This window comes from Actinoplanes palleronii, assembly GCF_016862315.1.
Classification (GTDB): domain Bacteria; phylum Actinomycetota; class Actinomycetes; order Mycobacteriales; family Micromonosporaceae; genus Actinoplanes; species Actinoplanes palleronii.
Genome location: NZ_BOMS01000023.1, coordinates 1 through 15414, shown reverse-complemented (window position 1 = coordinate 15414; position 15414 = coordinate 1). Strand labels below are relative to the sequence as shown.

Sequence of the window (15414 nt, the reverse complement as noted above, 5' to 3'; positions counted from 1 at the left end):
GGACTCTCACCGCCCTGCCCAGCAGCGACAGACACATCCGAGCGGGCATGCACACACCCCCTCGCCGGCCACAGGGTGATCGAGGGGCGACCAGCCGACGATCATCGTGCACGACGCTCCCCGGGCAGACACCGTGTTCACCCCGGCCGGGGTCGGTTACATCCCGGCGGCGAGCGCCCGGCCGGGTACTCGCCGGTGTCCGGTCACCCGCGCGACCGCTCGGACCGCGCGACCGCTCGGACCGCGCGACCGCTCGGACCGCGCGACCGCTCGGACCGCTCGGACCGCTCGCAAGCTGGTGTTGGTGGCTGGTGCTCAGGGGTGTCTCGGGGGCGGGGAGGCACCCCTGAGCACCAGCCGGGAACCGGAACGCACGGTGGACCGGTGTGCACGCTGCGACCGGGGTCGTTCACGTCTGCGACGGGTGGTGACGGCCGCAAACGGCGCCGGTCGGCGAGCGTGAGCCCATGCGCCAGCGTCAGGTTTGATCACGGACGGAGCCCGGGTCGCCAAGGCCGACGACAGAGCCTGCCGTCCGCTGACTTCCGCGGGGCGGACCGGGATGTCCTACTTCTGCGGGGGCGGACCGGGTGTCCTCCTTCCGCGGGGGCGGGCCGGGATGTCCTCGCGGGCTGGGTGGTTTCGGCCGCCAACGGCCCATCAAGATCAACTTAAGCTGGGCGGCATGGGGGTGCCGGCTGGTGCTGGTGGCCGTTATGAGTGCGTCGTAAGGGCCACCAGGACCAGCTGGAAGCGCTCGGCGGATCCTGGGCCGTGGTGACCTTCGGGCCGGCGGCGTGGGGAGCCGGGTGGGTGGGAATGGTGGGGGCGGCCGGGGCCTGCGCCGGCGTACCGTCTGGGTTGGTGCTGGACGAAACGGGTGCCGTGGGTGGCGGCAGCGGCCCTGACCCGCCGCCCCCTCGCCTGGCGAGCCGACCGCTGCCACCAGCCGACCTTGAGCGGCGGCACGGGCAGTAAGAGGGTGGCGAAGGAGCGGCGGCGCTTCTTGACGGCCGGGGGAGTGGGTCAGCGGGTGTAGGTGAGGCGGGCTACTCGGCCCTGCTCGCCGGAGGCCCAGCACGCGTGGGTGACACAGGCGACCGCGTCGAAGCTGCCGGTGTCGAAGCGGTGCCAGGTGAGGCCGCCGTCCGTGGAGAGGTCACTGCCGGTCGGGCCGACGGCGATGGCGGAGACGGAATGGCTGGTGCCCGAGCCGAGGGCGGTGCTGGGAGCGAGAGCGAGGGTGGACCAGGCCACGCCGGAGCGGTATTCGCCGGGCGGGGACGTGGCGGCCGACCAGGTGCGGCCGTTGCGGGTGACGGCGGCTCCGGACGGGGCCGAGGCCGGGGTGGTGTAGTCGCCGCCGACCGCGAGGCCGTGGTGCGGGTCGCGGAAGGCCAGGCCGTAGATGCCGGCGCTGGGGCCGCTCGGGATCGGGGTGCCGGTCGCGGTCCAGGTGCGGCCGCGGTCGGCGGAGCTGAAGACGCGGGCGGTGGCGCCGCCGCCGGTGGCGAAGAAGGCGCGTCCGCCGCTGGAGACCAGGCAGGTGCCGCTGGCGGCGAACGCGAACTCGCCGTCCAGGGCGGCCGGCATGCCGGTGGGCGGGCGTACCGTCCAGGAGCGGCCGCCGTCGCTGGTGGCGAGGATCCGGAACTTTCCGTCTACCGGGTCGGAGAGGGCGAGGCCGTGCCGCCGGTCCAGGAACGTGATGCAGTCGTAGAAGGCGGCGGCGTCGTCGTTCTGGAACGTGCGGTTCCAGGTGCGGCCGCCGTCCGCGGTGGTGTAGATCCGGGAGTCGGTGCCGGTGCCGATGGTCAGCGCGACCGCGTGCCGGGCGTCGAACGCCTCGATGTCGCGGAACTGCAGCTCAGCGGCATCGGCCGGGCCGACCGAGGACCATCTGCGGCCGCCGTCGACGGTGCGCAGGATGGTGCCGGCACTGCCCGCGACCCAGGCCACCGAGGCACTGACCGGGGCCAGACCGCGGAACCGTACGGTGCTCCCGGTGTCGGTGAGCCGCCAGGCCGGAGCGTGCGGCGCAGCCGATTTATCCGACAAATCCGAAAAATCGGATAGCGCGGCAGGATGGGCCGCTGGGGCGGCCGGGCTGGCCGACAGGGCGGCAGGATCGGCGGCGAGGGTGGCGGGATCGGCCGGCAACGCGGCGGCGCCTGGCGGCGTGGCGGCGTGCGACAAAGCGGGCCGCGTGAAGCCACTCGTGGCGGCGAGCGTCGCGACGGCGAGCACGGCTATCGACAACCTTCGTTTGATCGTCATGCTCGCAGAACTTACCGCGCCGGCGAACTGTGTGGCACAGCACTGATCTGTGGGATGCCACGCGCCCGAAACAAGGACTTACCACAATGTGGGACATGAAGTCTCCGCCGCAGCTCGCCGTGACCGTCGCCATCACCCGGCGGGCCGACCCGTCGCGGGCCGCGGAGATGGCCGCGTGGGTCCGGGCCGGTGCGTCGCTCGCCGAGGCCTTCCCCGGTTTCCTCGGCACCGGCTGGGTCCGCCCCGAGCTCGGCTCCACCGAGTGGCACATGCTGTACCGCTTCGCCGACGCCGGAGCGTTGCACGGCTGGGAGGAGTCACCGGAACGGCAGTGGTGGCTCTCCTCGGCCGAGGGGTTCGTCGAGCACACCCGGGTGGAGAAGCGGACCGGCATCGAGGGCTGGTTCGACCCGCCCCGCGAGCTCCCGGCCGACGAGGGCCTCCCGGAGGCGCCGAAGCCGCCGTCCCGCTGGAAGCAGGCGGTCACCATCTGGCTCGGCTTCTTCCCGGTCAGCCTGCTCTCCGGCTGGCTGCTCGCCCCGCACCTGGTCGACCTGAACCTGGTGCTGCGCACGCTGATCAGCACGCTGGTACTGACCCCGATCATGACCTACCTGGTGCTGCCCAGGGTCACCCGAGCGCTGCAACCATGGCTGAAGCGCTGACAGCCAGCGCCGAATAACCAGCTCTGACAACCAGCGATAACAGCGCTAACCGCCCAGCTGGGCACGCAGCCGGACCGTGTCGGCGGTGGTCCACCCCGGTGGCGGGGCGACCGCCGCCCACCCGTCCACCGTCGCCGACTTGTAGACGTGCCCGTGCCCGGTCGGCGCCTTGTTCGCGAAGAGCAGGTCACACGTGGTCTGCCAGAACGTCACCCCGGGGAACCAGTGCATGGCCGGTGTCACGTCCGGCCCACGCTCCCCACGCAGCCAGGCCGGTCGTTTCCACAGCAGGTCCCAGCTCCACCAGACGATCGGGTCGGACGAGTTCTGCAGGTAGACCACCCGGGGCCGGATCCCGGGGCGGTCGCGCAGCTCACTCGCGGTGTCGGCGAAGTCCACCGGCAGGCCGGGGTAGACCGGGTCCCAGACCGGTGAGCCGGCCGCCCGCTCCAGGGTGAGCTGCTGGTGGACCGGGTTGGCGAAGGTCGGCCCCTCCATCAGCACCCCGTCCGCGCCGGCGACCAGCGCGGCGGCACTGCCGAAGGTGGCTTCCATGCCGTACGTCCCGAGGCTCTCGCCGAACAGCAACAGCTTGGGCCGATGGTCGGCGGGCAGCTCCGCCCATCGCTCGCGCACCGCGGTGATCAGGGCTGATGCCGCGTCCACCACCTCGGACCGGTCACCCCAGAAGGCGATCCAGCTCGGCAGGTACGAATACTGCATGGAGACCAGCGCGGTGTCCCCGGCGTACATGTACTCCAGGGACTGGGTCACCCGGTTGTCCACCCAGCCGGTGCCGGTCGGGGTGAACACCGCGACCACGCTGCGCCGGAACGCGCCGGTCCGGTCCATCTCGCGGACCACCAGCTCGGCCCGTGCGGTCATGGTGTCCGCCGAGGCCAGCCCGGCGTAGATCCGGATCGGCTCGGTGGCCGGGTGCCCGGCGAACGCGGCGAGCTGCTCGGCGCTGGGGACGCTGGCCACGAACGCCCGGCCCTGCCGGCCCAGGGTGTCCCACGGCACCAGCGAGTGCGGCCCGCCGGAGCGCAGCGACGAGACCGGGACCGTGATGCCGTTCCCGGTGCCGTTGTTGATCACGGCGGCGGACCGGTCGGCGACCGCGAACAGGTGCGCGACCAGCAGCCCGTCGAACGCCGTGTAGCTGAGCACGGCCACCACCACGGTGCCCGCGCAGTACGCCGCCCGGTCCGGGACGATCAGCCGGAACACCTGGGCGCAACCGTGCGTGGCGAGTCGCAGGGTGCGCGCGATCAGCAGGAGCACCCCGAAGGTGAGCAGGCTGGCCCCGACCGTGCGGACGATGTCGTACTCCTGTGCCGGTGGCATCCCGAGTCGCAGCCGTAACTCCCGTTGCCAGCGGACACCGAGCCAGAGGCAGGTGGCGATCATCGGGGTGAGCAGCAGGCCGAGGACCCGCCACCAGATCCGTACGGCCCGGGGCGAGAACCGGAACCGGAGGCGGATCAGCGCGCCGATCGCGGTGCCCAGGGCGTACCCCATGGCGGCCGTGATCCCGGCGACCAGGCCCTGGAGGTAACCGACCCGGGGGAGCAGCGACGGGGTGAACGCGAGGCAGTAGAAGAAGGCCGCGAGGCCGGCGCCGGTGAGGCTGAGGGCGGCCCGCATGATCCGGGGCCGGTGCCGCTCGTCCGGGGGCGGCAGACCGGAGGGGCGCCGGGGGCGGGGGACACGGGCACGCAGCGGCGCGAACCTGTCCGGCGGAGGTGCGATGACCTCTTTGCGCATGCGGTGCTCCGATCGTCGACGGGGGTCGTCGGGTCACATCGCTCGGCGTACGGGTGCGGCTACCCCTCCATCATCGGGGGTCGATGGGCCGGTGCGCCGCCCCGTTTTCGGGGGGTTTTATTCGCTGGTTCATTCATCCGGGCTCCCGGCTGCCGATCACATCCGGTGAAGGCGGGCTGTCCCCTGCCCATGACGTCCGGTGAGGGAAGGAGGCTTGATGCGGGTCCGGAACTGGATCGCCGTGGTGATCAGCACGCTCCTGCTGCTGGCCGCCGGTGGCATCGCCATCGTGGTCAACCGCTCGGCGTTGAACGCGGCCGACGCCGTGCATCGTGCCGACAGCACCGAACTGGGCACCAACAACGCCACCCTGACCGGGCAGTTGCAGCTGCTCTCGGCGCAGGAGCTGGTCCAGGTGCTGGCGGAACACCCGCTGACGCTGGCGGCCGGCGCCGAGGCCGACCGGACCCTGCTGATCACGGCCGCCGCCAAGAGCTCGACCTTCCAGTACGGCATGATCATGACCGACCTGGACGGCGGCGTGCTCAACAGCAGCCGGTCGACGGGTCTGCCGTCCGAGGACAACGCGGCCTGGATCCCGATGCGCAAGCAGCTGGCCGCGGGCGCCCAGATCGGGTTCTCCGGCGTGATGGTGGTGGACAGCATCGCGCTCGCCGCGGTGGCCGTGCCGATCGTGGTCGGCGGCGCACCGGCCGGCTTCCTGATCGGCCTGAACCAGGTCGCCACCACCTCGCTGCAGAAGTACACCGTGCAGCTGTCCAGCGAGAACCACCGCACCGACGTGGTGGACAGCACCGGGATGGTGGCCGCGAGCAGCGTGCCCGACCTGGTCGGTGGCATGGTGGACGCGGCGATCGTGCCGCAGCTGGGTGGCACCGGGACCCGGTTCCTGCAGTACAAGGCGGGCACCACCGACATGATCGCGATCGTGGTGGCCGGGCTGCCGAGCGGGTACTCGTACGTGCGGAGCCAGACCAAGTCGTCGTTCGACGGCGCGGTGCACAGCCGCAGCCAGACGGTGAACATCACGCTGCTCGCCATGCTGCTGATCGGCGTGGTCGGCATCTCGGTGCTCGGCTACCGCACCCAGATCCAGCGGCGGCGCGCCGACGAGCGGTTCTCGGCGCTGTTCCAGCACGCGCCGGACATCGTCACGGTGATCGACCGGGACGGGCGGATGATCTTCACGAGTCCGAGTTCGGCGGCGATCCTGGGCTTCGAGGCCGGCGAGCTCGCCGGGCACAGCGTCTTCGACCTGGTGCACCCGGACGACCAGCCGACCATGCGGGAGCGCCTGGAGGTGCTGGTCACCGACCCGACCGGGGTGCTGCGCCTGCAGTGCCGGGTGAAGGCGTCGACCGGGCACTACCGCTGGTTCGACTTCACCGCGTCCAACCAGATGACCAACCCGGCCCTGACCGGCGTGGTGATCAACGCCCGGGACATCTCGGAGAACCGGGCGTTCCAGGAGCGGCTGGCGCACGAGGCCCAGCACGACCCGCTGACCGGGCTGCCGAACCGGCGCCGGATGCAGGACGCGCTCAGCTCGTCGCTGCGCCGCGACCCGGTGGCCGTGCTCTTCGTCGACCTGGACGGGTTCAAGCCGGTGAACGACACGCACGGGCACGAGGCCGGCGACGAGTTGCTGCGTCAGGTGGCCGACCGGCTGAGCGGCTGCATCCGGGCCGGCGACGTGCTGGCCCGGGTCGGTGGCGACGAGTTCGTGGTGCTGATGCCGGGCGTGCTGGGCCCGGACGACGTGGCGGCGATGTCCAACCGGGTCCGGCACGTGGTGGAGATGCCGTTCCGGATCGCCGGACAGCACATCGTCATCGGCGCCAGCGTCGGTGTGCACCTGGCCACGCCGGCCGAGGACCCGGATGCCGCGCTGCGCGCCGCGGACCACGCGATGTACGAGATCAAGCGGGCCGGCGGCAGCCGGGCGTCGCGGGCGCCGGCACAGCGGGTGGTGGAGACCACCGGCAGGCACCGCGCCCGGGACTGAAGTTAGTGCACACTGGGTGCATGAATTCCACCGTGCTGTCCCGGCGAGACCTCGACTTCCTGCTCTACGAGTGGCTCGACGTGGAGAAACTGACCGCCCGGGAGCGGTTCGCCGAGCATTCGCGGGAGACGTTCGACGCGTTCCTGGACGTGTCGCAGCAGATCGCCGAGCGCGATTTCGCCCCGCACAACCGTAAGAACGACCTGAACGAGCCGACCTTCGACGGCACCCGGGTGGAGATCATCCCGGAGGTGGCGCACGCGCTGCGGGTGTTCGCCGAGTCCGGCCTGCTCGGCGCGACGATGGACGCCGAGCACGGCGGGCTGCAGCTGCCGCACGCCGTGCAGCGGGCCTGTTTCCTCTGGTTCCAGGCGGCGAACACGGCCACCTCGGCGTACGCGATGCTGACCGGCGGGAACGCGCACCTGCTGCTGGCGCACGGCACCGACGAGCAGATCCGCCGGTTCGTGCACCCGATGCTGGAGGGCCGGTTCACCGGCACGATGTGCCTCTCCGAGCCGCAGGCCGGGTCGTCGCTCAGCGACGTGACCACCCGGGCCACCCGGCAGTCGGACGGCTCGTACCGGGTCACCGGCGGCAAGATGTGGATCTCCGGCGGGGACCACGAGCTGAGCGAGAACATCATCCACCTGGTGCTGGCCCGGGTCGCCGGAGCGCCGGCCGGGGTGAAGGGCCTGTCGCTGTTCATCGTCCCGAAGCGGGACCTGGCGACCGGCGAGCGCAACGGCGTCACGCTGGCCGGGCTGAACCACAAGATGGGCTACCGGGGCACCACCAACGCGGTGCTGGCGTTCGAGGACGCCGCCGCCGAGCTGGTCGGCGAGGAGGGCCGCGGCCTGCAGTACATGTTCCACATGATGAACGAGGCGCGGATCGGGGTGGGGTCGGGCGCGGTCGCTCTCGGTTACACCGGCTATCTGCACGCCCTCGCTTACGCTCGGGAGCGGCAGCAGGGGCGCCCGGTGGCTGCGAAAGATCCGGCTGCGCCGCCGGTCCCGATCGTCGACCACCCTGACGTACGACGGATGCTGCTCGCCAGCAAGTCGTACGTCGAAGGGGGTCTCGCTCTTGTGCTGTATGCGGCGAACCTTCTGGACCAGCCGTCACCGGAGAACGACCTGCTGCTCGACACCCTGACGCCGATCGTGAAGGCCTGGCCCTCGCAGTGGTGCCGGCTCGCCGACGATCACGCGATCCAGATCCACGGCGGCTACGGCTACACCCGGGAGTACCCGGTCGAGCAGTTCTACCGGGACAACCGGCTCAACTCGATCCACGAGGGCACCGACGGCATCCAGGCGCTCGACCTGCTCGGCCGCAAGGTCACCCAGGGTGGTGGCGCGGGTCTCGCGCTGCTGCTGGACCGGATCCGGGCGACCGCGCAGAAGAGTGAGCTGGGCGCGCCGGTGCTGGCCGCCTGCGACCGGCTCGCGGCGACCACGGCGAAGCTCTGGGCGGCCGGCGACCCGGCGAAGGCGCTGGTCAACGCGACGGCCTACTTGGACGCCGCCGGTCACCTGGTGATCGCCTGGATGTGGCTGGAGCAGGCGGACGCGGCGGGGGACAAGGCGGGCGACTTCTACGCCGGCAAACGCCTGGCCGCGACGTACTTCGTCACCCACGAGCTGCCCCGGATCGGCCCGCTGCTGGACCTGCTCGACTCGGGTGACACCCTGCTTCTCGACCTCGAGGACGCCTGGTTGGGCTAGATTTTCTTCCATGGCAGCGAAAGCCACCACCGTCCAGGCCGGCGACCACGAGGTCCGCGTCTCCAACCCGGACCGGATCTACTTCCCGGAGCTCGGGCTGACCAAGCTCGACCTCGCGGAGTACTACCTCGCGGTGAGTGACGGGATCGTCCGCGCGCTGCGTGAGCGCCCGTGCATGCTGCACCGCTTCCCGGACGGCCTGGCCGGGGACAAGGTGCACCAGAAGCGGGTGCCGAACGGCGCGCCACCGTGGCTGGAGACGGTCCGGGTGACGTTCCCGCGCTACCACCGGCACGCCGACGAGCTCTGCGTGACGAAGCCGGCCGACGTGATCTGGGCGGTCCAGATGTCCACCGTGGAGTTCCACCCGTGGAACTCCCGGCGGGCGGACACCGAGCGCCCGGACGAGTGGCGGATCGACCTGGACCCGATGCCGGACTGCCCGTTCGACACCGTGCGCCGGGTCGCCCCGGTGGTCCGCGAGGTGCTCGACGAGCTGGGTATGACCGGTTTCCCGAAGACCTCCGGCGGCCGTGGCCTGCACGTCTACGTCCGGATCGAGCCGCGCTGGGAGTTCGCCGACGTGCGCCGGGCCGCGCTGGCCTTCGCCCGCGAGGTCGAGCGCCGGCTGCCGGACGACGTCACCACCACCTGGTGGCGCAAGGACCGGGACCCGAAGGCGCTGTTCATCGACTACAACCAGAACGCCCGCGACCACACGATCGCCAGCGCGTACTCGGTGCGCGGGGTGCCCACGGCGACCGTCTCCACCCCGATCACCTGGGACGAGATCGCCGGGGTGCGGCCGCAGGAGTTCACCGTCCGGACCGTGCCGGCCCGGTTCGCCGAGCTCGGTGACCTGCACGCCACCATCGACGACGTGCACCACTCGCTGGACACGCTGCTGGACTGGGCCACCCGCGACGAGCAGGCCGGCCTGGAGACCCCCGCGGAACCGAAGGCCTAAGCGCCCCCGGTGCTCTGCCGGATGATCAGCTGGTGCGGTGCGCGGATCTCGACGGCCGGCGGCGGCGTGGGGCTGGCGATCCGCAGCAGCAGGCGTTCGACAGCGCTGGTCGCGATCATCTCCTTGTCCGGTGACACGGTGCTCACCGACGGGTTCGAGTACGCGCCGTCCTCGATGTCGTCGTACCCGATCACGGCCACGTCCTCCGGCACCCGCAGGCCCCGGCCGACCAGGGTGTGTATCGCGCCGAGGGCGACCAGGTCGGAGTAGCAGAAGACGGCGTCCGGCGGCTCCGCCCGGTCCAGCAGGGTGGCCATCGCCTGGGCGCCGTCCCTGCGGTTGAACCGGGGCGTACTGATGATCAGATCTTCCTGGGCGGTCAGCCCGCGTGCCTCGTGGGCTTCGCGGAACCCCTGGGTGCGCAGCTGGGCCGCCTCGCCGGTGGCGTACGGCTGGTCGCCGATCGCCGCGAGCCGGCGCCGGCCGAGGCCGAGCAGGTGCTCGGTGGCCTCCCGGGACGCGGCCACGTCGTCGATGCCGACGTGGTCGAACGTGCCGTCGCTGCTGCGTTCGCCGAGGACCACCAGCGGCAGGTTCCGGTCGTGGTCGGCGAGCGCCTTCTGATCGAGGCCGAGCGGGCTGAAGATGATCCCGTCGAAGAGCAGCCGCTGGGAGCCGTGCGCGATGAACGCGCGCTCGTGCTCGGCGTCGCCGTCGGTCTGGTCGATCAAAACGTTATAGCCGCGCTGCCGGGCCGCGCGGATCACGCTCTGCAGCAACTCGGCGAAGTACGGCGTGTCCAGATACGGCACGACCAGTGCGATCTGTCCTGATCGTCCCTGTGCCAGGTTGCGCGCCAGCACGTTCGGCCGATAGCCGAGCTCATCCACCGCACGCTGCACCCGGGTGCGGGTCCGCTCGGTGACGTTGGCATACCCGTTGACCACGTTGGAGACGGTGCGGCTGGAAACCCCAGCCAGCTCCGCCACGTCACGTAGCGTGACTTCTCGACGCAATGTGCCCCCTCCGACCGCGCCAAGTTTCCGGCAGGTTACCCCTTGCCGTCGATTGGACGTCCGTGCATGCTGTTTTGCAGCGCTGCAAAAGCGTAGCAACAATGCCTGAGACGCAGTGAAGAGCTGGTTCGGCCGACCCCCGGTGTGCCAGCACCGGAGGCCGGCTCTTCTGACCTGATCAACTGAAAACCCTGTGAGGACCCAGTGAACGTCAGAAACTTTAGTGTACGACGCTCGGTGATAGCGGCCGTCGCGGCTGTGACCGCGCTGACCGTCGCCGCCTGCAGCGGTGGATCCGACGCCGGCACCGACAAGGCGTCCGGACCGGTGACCGTGAAGGTCTGGGCGTGGTACCCGTCCTTCCAGCCGGTCGTCGACCTGTTCAACTCCACACACACCGACATCAAGATCGAGTGGACGAACGCCGGCGCCGGCCAGGACGAGTACACCAAGCTGCAGACCGCGCTCAAGGCCGGCAAGGGCGCGCCGGACGTGGTGATGCTCGAATTCCAGGAACTGCCCACCTACCAGCTCACCAAGCACCTGGTCGACATGGGCAAGTACGGCGCCAACGACCTCAAGGGCAGCTACGTCGACTGGGCCTGGAAGCAGGTCAGCAACGGCGACAAGGTCTACGCCATCCCGGTCGACTCCGGCCCGATGGCGATGCTCTACCGCGAGGACCTGTTCTCCAAGTACGACCTGACCATCCCGAAGACCTGGGACGAGTACAAGGTCCAGGCCGAGAAGCTGAAGGCGGCCACCGCCGGCAAGTCGTTCATGACCGACTTCGGCGCGAACGACGGCGGCTTCCTGACCGGGCTGAGCTGGCAGGCCGGCGCCAAGCCGTACACCTATGACACGGCGAACCCGGCGGAGATCGGGGTCAGCGTCAACGACGCGCCGACCAAGCAGGTCATGTCGTACTGGGAGGGCATGGTCGGCTCCGGCCTGGCCGACACCAAGGCGTACGGCACCACCGACTTCTACAACGGGCTCGGCTCCGGCAAGTACGTGACCTACCTGGCCGCCGGCTGGGGCCCGGGGTACCTGCAGAGCGTGGCCAAGACGACGGCCGGCAAATGGCGGGCCGCGCCGCTGCCGCAGTGGACCGCCGGCGCGAACGCGCAGGGTGACTGGGGCGGCTCGTCGTTCGCGGTGACCGACCAGTCGAAGAACCCGGAGGCCGCCACCACGGTCGCCAAGGAGATCTTCGGCGCGAACAACGCCGAGGCCTGGAAGATCGGCATCGACCAGGCGTACCTGTTCCCGACCGCGACGCCGGTGCTCGAGTCGGACGCGTTCCTCAAGAAGAAGTACGACTTCTTCGGCGGCCAGACCGTCAACGACGTGTTCGTGCCGGCCTACAAGGCGATCGCCCCGTTCTCCTGGAGCCCGTTCAACAGCTACAACTTCAACCAGATCACCACCGGGCTGAACCAGGCCATCGAGAAGAAGACCTCGTGGACCGCGGCGCTGGACACCGCGCAGGCCAACATCACCCAGTACGCCACGCAGCAGGGCTTCAAGGTCAAGTAATGACCGAGGTGCAGATCGATTCCGCGGCCGTCGCTCCGGCGGCCGCGGTGCCCTCCCCGCGACCGCCGCTGTTCGGCAGATCGCGGGAGGCCGTCACCGGCTGGCTCTTCGTGCTCCCGTTCGCGGTGCTGCTCGTCGCGTTCCTGCTGCTGCCGATGGCGTACGCGCTCAAGCTCAGCCTCTACCGCTCCACCCTGATCGAGGGTGAGCACTTCGCCTGGTTCGACAACTACAAGCAGGCGTTCCAGGACCCGCTGGTCCGCCAGGGTGTCGGCCGGGTGCTGGTGTTCGGGCTGGTGCAGACGCCCGTGATGATCGGGCTGGCGTTGCTCGCGGCGCTGCTGATCGACCACGCCACGTCGCGCTTCTCCCGGGTCTTCCGGCTCGCCGCGTTCGTGCCGTACGCCGTACCCGTGGTGATCGGCACCCTGATGTGGGGCTTCCTCTACGGCCAGGAGACCGGCCCGTTCAGCTTGCTGCACATCGACTTCCTGTCCAGCTCGTGGGTGCTGGCGTCGCTCGGCAACGTGGTGACCTGGCAGTGGGCCGGTTACAACATGATCGTGCTGTACGCGGCGCTGCAGGGCCTGCCCCGGGAGGTCTACGAGTCGGCCCGGATCGACGGCGCCGGCCCGGTGCAGCTCGCCCTGCGGATCAAGACGCCGATGATCGGATCGGCGCTCATCCTGGCGACCCTGTTCACCATCCTGGGGACGTTGCAGTTCTTCACCGAACCGCTGATCCTGCAGCCGCTCAACCCCGGCTCGATCACCCAGCACTACACGCCGAACGTCTACGCGTACCACCAGGCGTTCTCGTTCCAGCAGTACAACTACTCGGCCGCGATCTCGTTCCTGCTCGGCGCGGTGGTCTTCGTCGGGTCGTACCTCTTCCTCTTCGCGACCAGGAAACGGAGCGCGCTGTGACGAGCACCAAGGAGCGCGCCGGGATCTTCCCGAACGTCGTGATGGGCCTGATGGCGGTGTACTTCCTGCTGCCGTTCTGGTGGCTGCTGGTCGCCGCGACGAAGGACAACGACGGGCTGTTCCAGTCGGCGCCGCTCTGGTTCGCCGACTTCCACCTGGCCGGCAACCTGGAGACGGTGTTCACCCAGGAGAACGGGATCTACCTGATCTGGCTGCGCAACTCACTGCTCTACGCGGTGGTCAGCGGGGTCGGCGCCACGGTGGTCTCCGCGCTCGCCGGATACGCGTTCGCCAAACTGCGCTTTCCCGGTCGTACCACATTGTTTGCTCTGCTCTTGGGTTTGATCATGGTCCCGGCGACGGCGCTGGTGCTGCCCACCTACCTGTTGATGTCGCAGGCCGGCCTGGTCGACTCGATCTGGGCGGTGATCCTGCCGTCGCTGCTCAACCCGTTCGGCGTCTACCTGCTCCGGGTCTACACCCACGAGTCGGTGCCGGACGAGATGCTCGAGGCGGCCCGGATCGACGGCGCCGGTGAGTTCCGGGTGTTCCGCAGCGTCGCGCTGCCGGCCATGCGCCCGGCCCTGGTCACCGTGCTGCTGTTCTCGATGGTCGCGTCGTGGAACAACTTCTTCCTGCCGCTGGTGATGCTCAGCGACGACCATCTCTTCCCGCTCACGGTCGGCCTGCGGACCTGGTACATGTCGGCGATCCTCGGCAACGGCGGCTCCGCCCTGTTCAACGTGATCGTGACCGGCGCCCTGGTGGCCATCCTGCCGCTGATCGTGGCCTTCCTCCTTCTCCAGCGTTACTGGCGCGGTGGCCTGACCATCGGCGCCGTCAAGTGACCCCCCGGTCTTAAGGAACAGCACAATGCTCCGTGCGCGTGTCGTTTTGAATCCGGCTGCCGTCGTGGCGCCGGTCAACCGCCGGACCTTCGGCTCGTTCGTCGAGCACATGGGCCGCTGCGTCTACACCGGCATCTACGAGCCGGGCCACCCGAGCGCCGACGAGGACGGCTTCCGCACCGACGTGCTGGCGCTGGCCCGCGAACTCGGGGTCAGCATGGTGCGCTACCCGGGCGGCAACTTCGTCTCCGGCTATCGCTGGGAGGACGGCGTCGGGCCGGCCGAGCAGCGCCCGCGGCGCCGTGACCTGGCCTGGCGCAGCATCGAGACGAACCAGGTCGGTATCGACGAGTTCGCCAAGTGGGCCGAGAAGGCCGACGTGGAGATCATGTACGCGGTCAACCTCGGCACCCGCGGTGTCCAGGAAGCGCTCGACGTTCATGAATACATCAACCACCCGGAAGGCACCGAACTCTCCGAGCGGCGGCGCACCAACGGCGCGGAGAAGCCGTACGGGATCAAGCTCTGGTGCCTGGGCAACGAGCTGGACGGCCCCTGGCAGACCGGCCACAAGACCGCCGAGGAGTACGGCCTGCTCGCCGCGTCCACGGCGCGGGCGCTCAAGTCCGCCGAGCCGGATCTCGAGCTGGTCGCGTGCGGCAGCTCCAGCTCGACCATGCCGACGTTCGGCGCCTGGGAGTCGACGGTGCTCGAGCACGCGTACGACGTGGTGGAATACGTCTCCTGCCACGCGTACTACGAGGAGCACGACGGGGACCTCGGCTCGTTCTTGGCCAGCGCGGTCGACATGGACCACTTCGTGAACAGCATCGTGGCCACCGCGGACGCGGTCGGCGCCCGCCTGAAGAGCAAAAAGAAGATCAACCTGTCGTTCGACGAGTGGAACGTCTGGTACCTGTCCCGCTTCCAGAGCGCCCCGCTCCCGAAGGAGTGGGAGGTGGCCCCGCGGGTCATCGAGGACCAGTACAACGTGGCCGACGCGGTGGTGGTCGGCAACCTGCTGATCTCCCTGCTCCGGCACAGCGACCGGGTCACCGCCGCCTGCCAGGCCCAGCTGGTCAACGTGATCGCCCCGATCATGACCGAGCCCGGCGGCCCGGCCTGGCGGCAGACCATCTTCCACCCGTTCGCCCGCACCGCGGCCCTGGCCAAGGGTGACGTGCTGGAGACCCGGATCGACAGCCCGACCTACGAGACCGCCCGTTATGGATCGGCCCCGGTGATCGACGCGGTCGCCACGCACGACGCGGCCACCGGCGACGTCACGGTCTTCATCGTCAACCGCGACCAGCAGAACCCGGTCGAACTCACCATCGACCTCTCCGCGTTCGGCGCGGACCTGTCGGTGGCCGACTCCTGGACCCTGACCGACGACGACCTGCGCGCCGCCAACACGAGGGACGAGCCGGAGCGGGTGACTCTCCGCCCGACCACGGACATCCCGACCGGCGCGCTCACCGAAGCCGGCACGGAGGTCCGCCTGACCCTCCCCAGGGTCTCCTGGACCGCCCTCCGGTTGTCCCGCTAGTCCGATTTCGATAAGGGGCGCCGGTCGCCTTCCGGCGCCCCTTGTCGTCATCAAGATCAAATTCAAGAGCTTGATGTCGTGCGTCCGCCGGGGTTCAGATCGTC

General features: G+C 70.0%; 11 protein-coding genes. 8 read left to right on the top strand and 3 right to left on the bottom strand.

Annotation, left to right across the window (positions count from 1 at the left end; all coding sequences use genetic code 11):
* Positions 1-1026 precede the first annotated feature (1026 nt).
* Complete coding sequence (locus Apa02nite_RS08415) at positions 1027-2277, bottom strand: beta propeller repeat protein (protein WP_239164195.1); 1251 nt, start codon at positions 2275-2277, stop codon at positions 1027-1029.
* A 95-nt stretch (positions 2278-2372) separates the two neighbouring features.
* Here Apa02nite_RS08415 and Apa02nite_RS08410 point away from each other — a divergent pair, with 95 nt between their 5' ends.
* Complete coding sequence (locus Apa02nite_RS08410; protein WP_203824555.1) at positions 2373-2942, top strand: antibiotic biosynthesis monooxygenase; 570 nt, start codon at positions 2373-2375, stop codon at positions 2940-2942.
* Positions 2943-2987: 45 nt separating this feature from the next.
* Here the strand turns inward: Apa02nite_RS08410 and Apa02nite_RS08405 are convergent, their stop codons facing one another.
* Complete coding sequence (locus Apa02nite_RS08405; RefSeq protein WP_203824554.1) at positions 2988-4709, bottom strand: alpha/beta hydrolase; 1722 nt, start codon at positions 4707-4709, stop codon at positions 2988-2990.
* Positions 4710-4926: 217 nt separating this feature from the next.
* On the opposite strand from Apa02nite_RS08405, the gene Apa02nite_RS08400 reads away from it, so the two are divergent.
* The 3 genes from Apa02nite_RS08400 to ligD are packed head-to-tail and all read left to right on the top strand — an operon-like array spanning position 4927 to position 9432.
* Positions 4927-6735 carry a sensor domain-containing diguanylate cyclase gene (locus Apa02nite_RS08400; protein ID WP_203824553.1) on the top strand — a complete coding sequence of 603 codons (1809 nt, stop codon included), beginning with the start codon at positions 4927-4929 and terminating at the stop codon, positions 6733-6735.
* 20 nt (positions 6736-6755) lie between these two features.
* Positions 6756-8465, top strand: a complete 1710-nt coding sequence (locus Apa02nite_RS08395; RefSeq protein WP_203824552.1) for an acyl-CoA dehydrogenase — start codon at positions 6756-6758, stop codon at positions 8463-8465.
* 10 nt (positions 8466-8475) lie between these two features.
* On the top strand, positions 8476-9432 hold the full coding sequence (gene ligD, locus Apa02nite_RS08390) for a non-homologous end-joining DNA ligase (protein WP_203824551.1): 957 nt from the start codon (positions 8476-8478) through the stop codon (positions 9430-9432).
* Here ligD and Apa02nite_RS08385 read toward each other — a convergent pair.
* Positions 9429-10421, bottom strand: a complete 993-nt coding sequence (locus Apa02nite_RS08385) for a LacI family DNA-binding transcriptional regulator (protein ID WP_239164194.1) — start codon at positions 10419-10421, stop codon at positions 9429-9431. The genes ligD and Apa02nite_RS08385 overlap by 4 nt on opposite strands.
* A gap of 285 nt (positions 10422-10706) precedes the next feature.
* On the opposite strand from Apa02nite_RS08385, the gene Apa02nite_RS08380 reads away from it, so the two are divergent.
* Genes Apa02nite_RS08380 through arfA form a run of 4 tightly spaced genes read left to right on the top strand, consistent with a single transcriptional unit; the run spans position 10707 to position 15310 of the window.
* On the top strand, positions 10707-11987 hold the full coding sequence (locus tag Apa02nite_RS08380) for an ABC transporter substrate-binding protein (RefSeq protein WP_203824549.1): 1281 nt from the start codon (positions 10707-10709) through the stop codon (positions 11985-11987).
* Positions 11987-12913, top strand: coding sequence for a carbohydrate ABC transporter permease (locus Apa02nite_RS08375; protein WP_203824548.1), 927 nt, complete (start codon positions 11987-11989; stop codon positions 12911-12913). Before Apa02nite_RS08380 ends, Apa02nite_RS08375 begins: the two co-directional genes overlap by 1 nt.
* Positions 12910-13761, top strand: coding sequence for a carbohydrate ABC transporter permease (locus tag Apa02nite_RS08370; protein WP_067685577.1), 852 nt, complete (start codon positions 12910-12912; stop codon positions 13759-13761). The genes Apa02nite_RS08375 and Apa02nite_RS08370 overlap by 4 nt, the downstream gene beginning before the upstream one ends.
* A gap of 25 nt (positions 13762-13786) precedes the next feature.
* Entirely contained in the window at positions 13787-15310 is a 1524-nt protein-coding gene (gene arfA, locus Apa02nite_RS08365) for an arabinosylfuranosidase ArfA (RefSeq protein ID WP_203824547.1), read from the top strand.
* Positions 15311-15414 lie beyond the last annotated feature (104 nt).

Excerpts from the sequence above, each read along its gene's own strand:
- Apa02nite_RS08415 (WP_239164195.1), bottom strand. The coding sequence starts at position 2,277 with ATGACGATCAAACGAAGGTTGTCGATAGCCGTGCTCGCCGTCGCGACG.
- Apa02nite_RS08410 (WP_203824555.1), top strand. The coding sequence starts at position 2,373 with ATGAAGTCTCCGCCGCAGCTCGCCGTGACCGTCGCCATCACCCGGCGG.
- Apa02nite_RS08405 (WP_203824554.1), bottom strand. The coding sequence starts at position 4,709 with ATGCGCAAAGAGGTCATCGCACCTCCGCCGGACAGGTTCGCGCCGCTG.
- Apa02nite_RS08400 (WP_203824553.1), top strand. The coding sequence starts at position 4,927 with ATGCGGGTCCGGAACTGGATCGCCGTGGTGATCAGCACGCTCCTGCTG.
- Apa02nite_RS08395 (WP_203824552.1), top strand. The coding sequence starts at position 6,756 with ATGAATTCCACCGTGCTGTCCCGGCGAGACCTCGACTTCCTGCTCTAC.
- ligD (WP_203824551.1), top strand. The coding sequence starts at position 8,476 with ATGGCAGCGAAAGCCACCACCGTCCAGGCCGGCGACCACGAGGTCCGC.
- Apa02nite_RS08375 (WP_203824548.1), top strand. The coding sequence starts at position 11,987 with ATGACCGAGGTGCAGATCGATTCCGCGGCCGTCGCTCCGGCGGCCGCG.
- arfA (WP_203824547.1), top strand. The coding sequence starts at position 13,787 with ATGCTCCGTGCGCGTGTCGTTTTGAATCCGGCTGCCGTCGTGGCGCCG.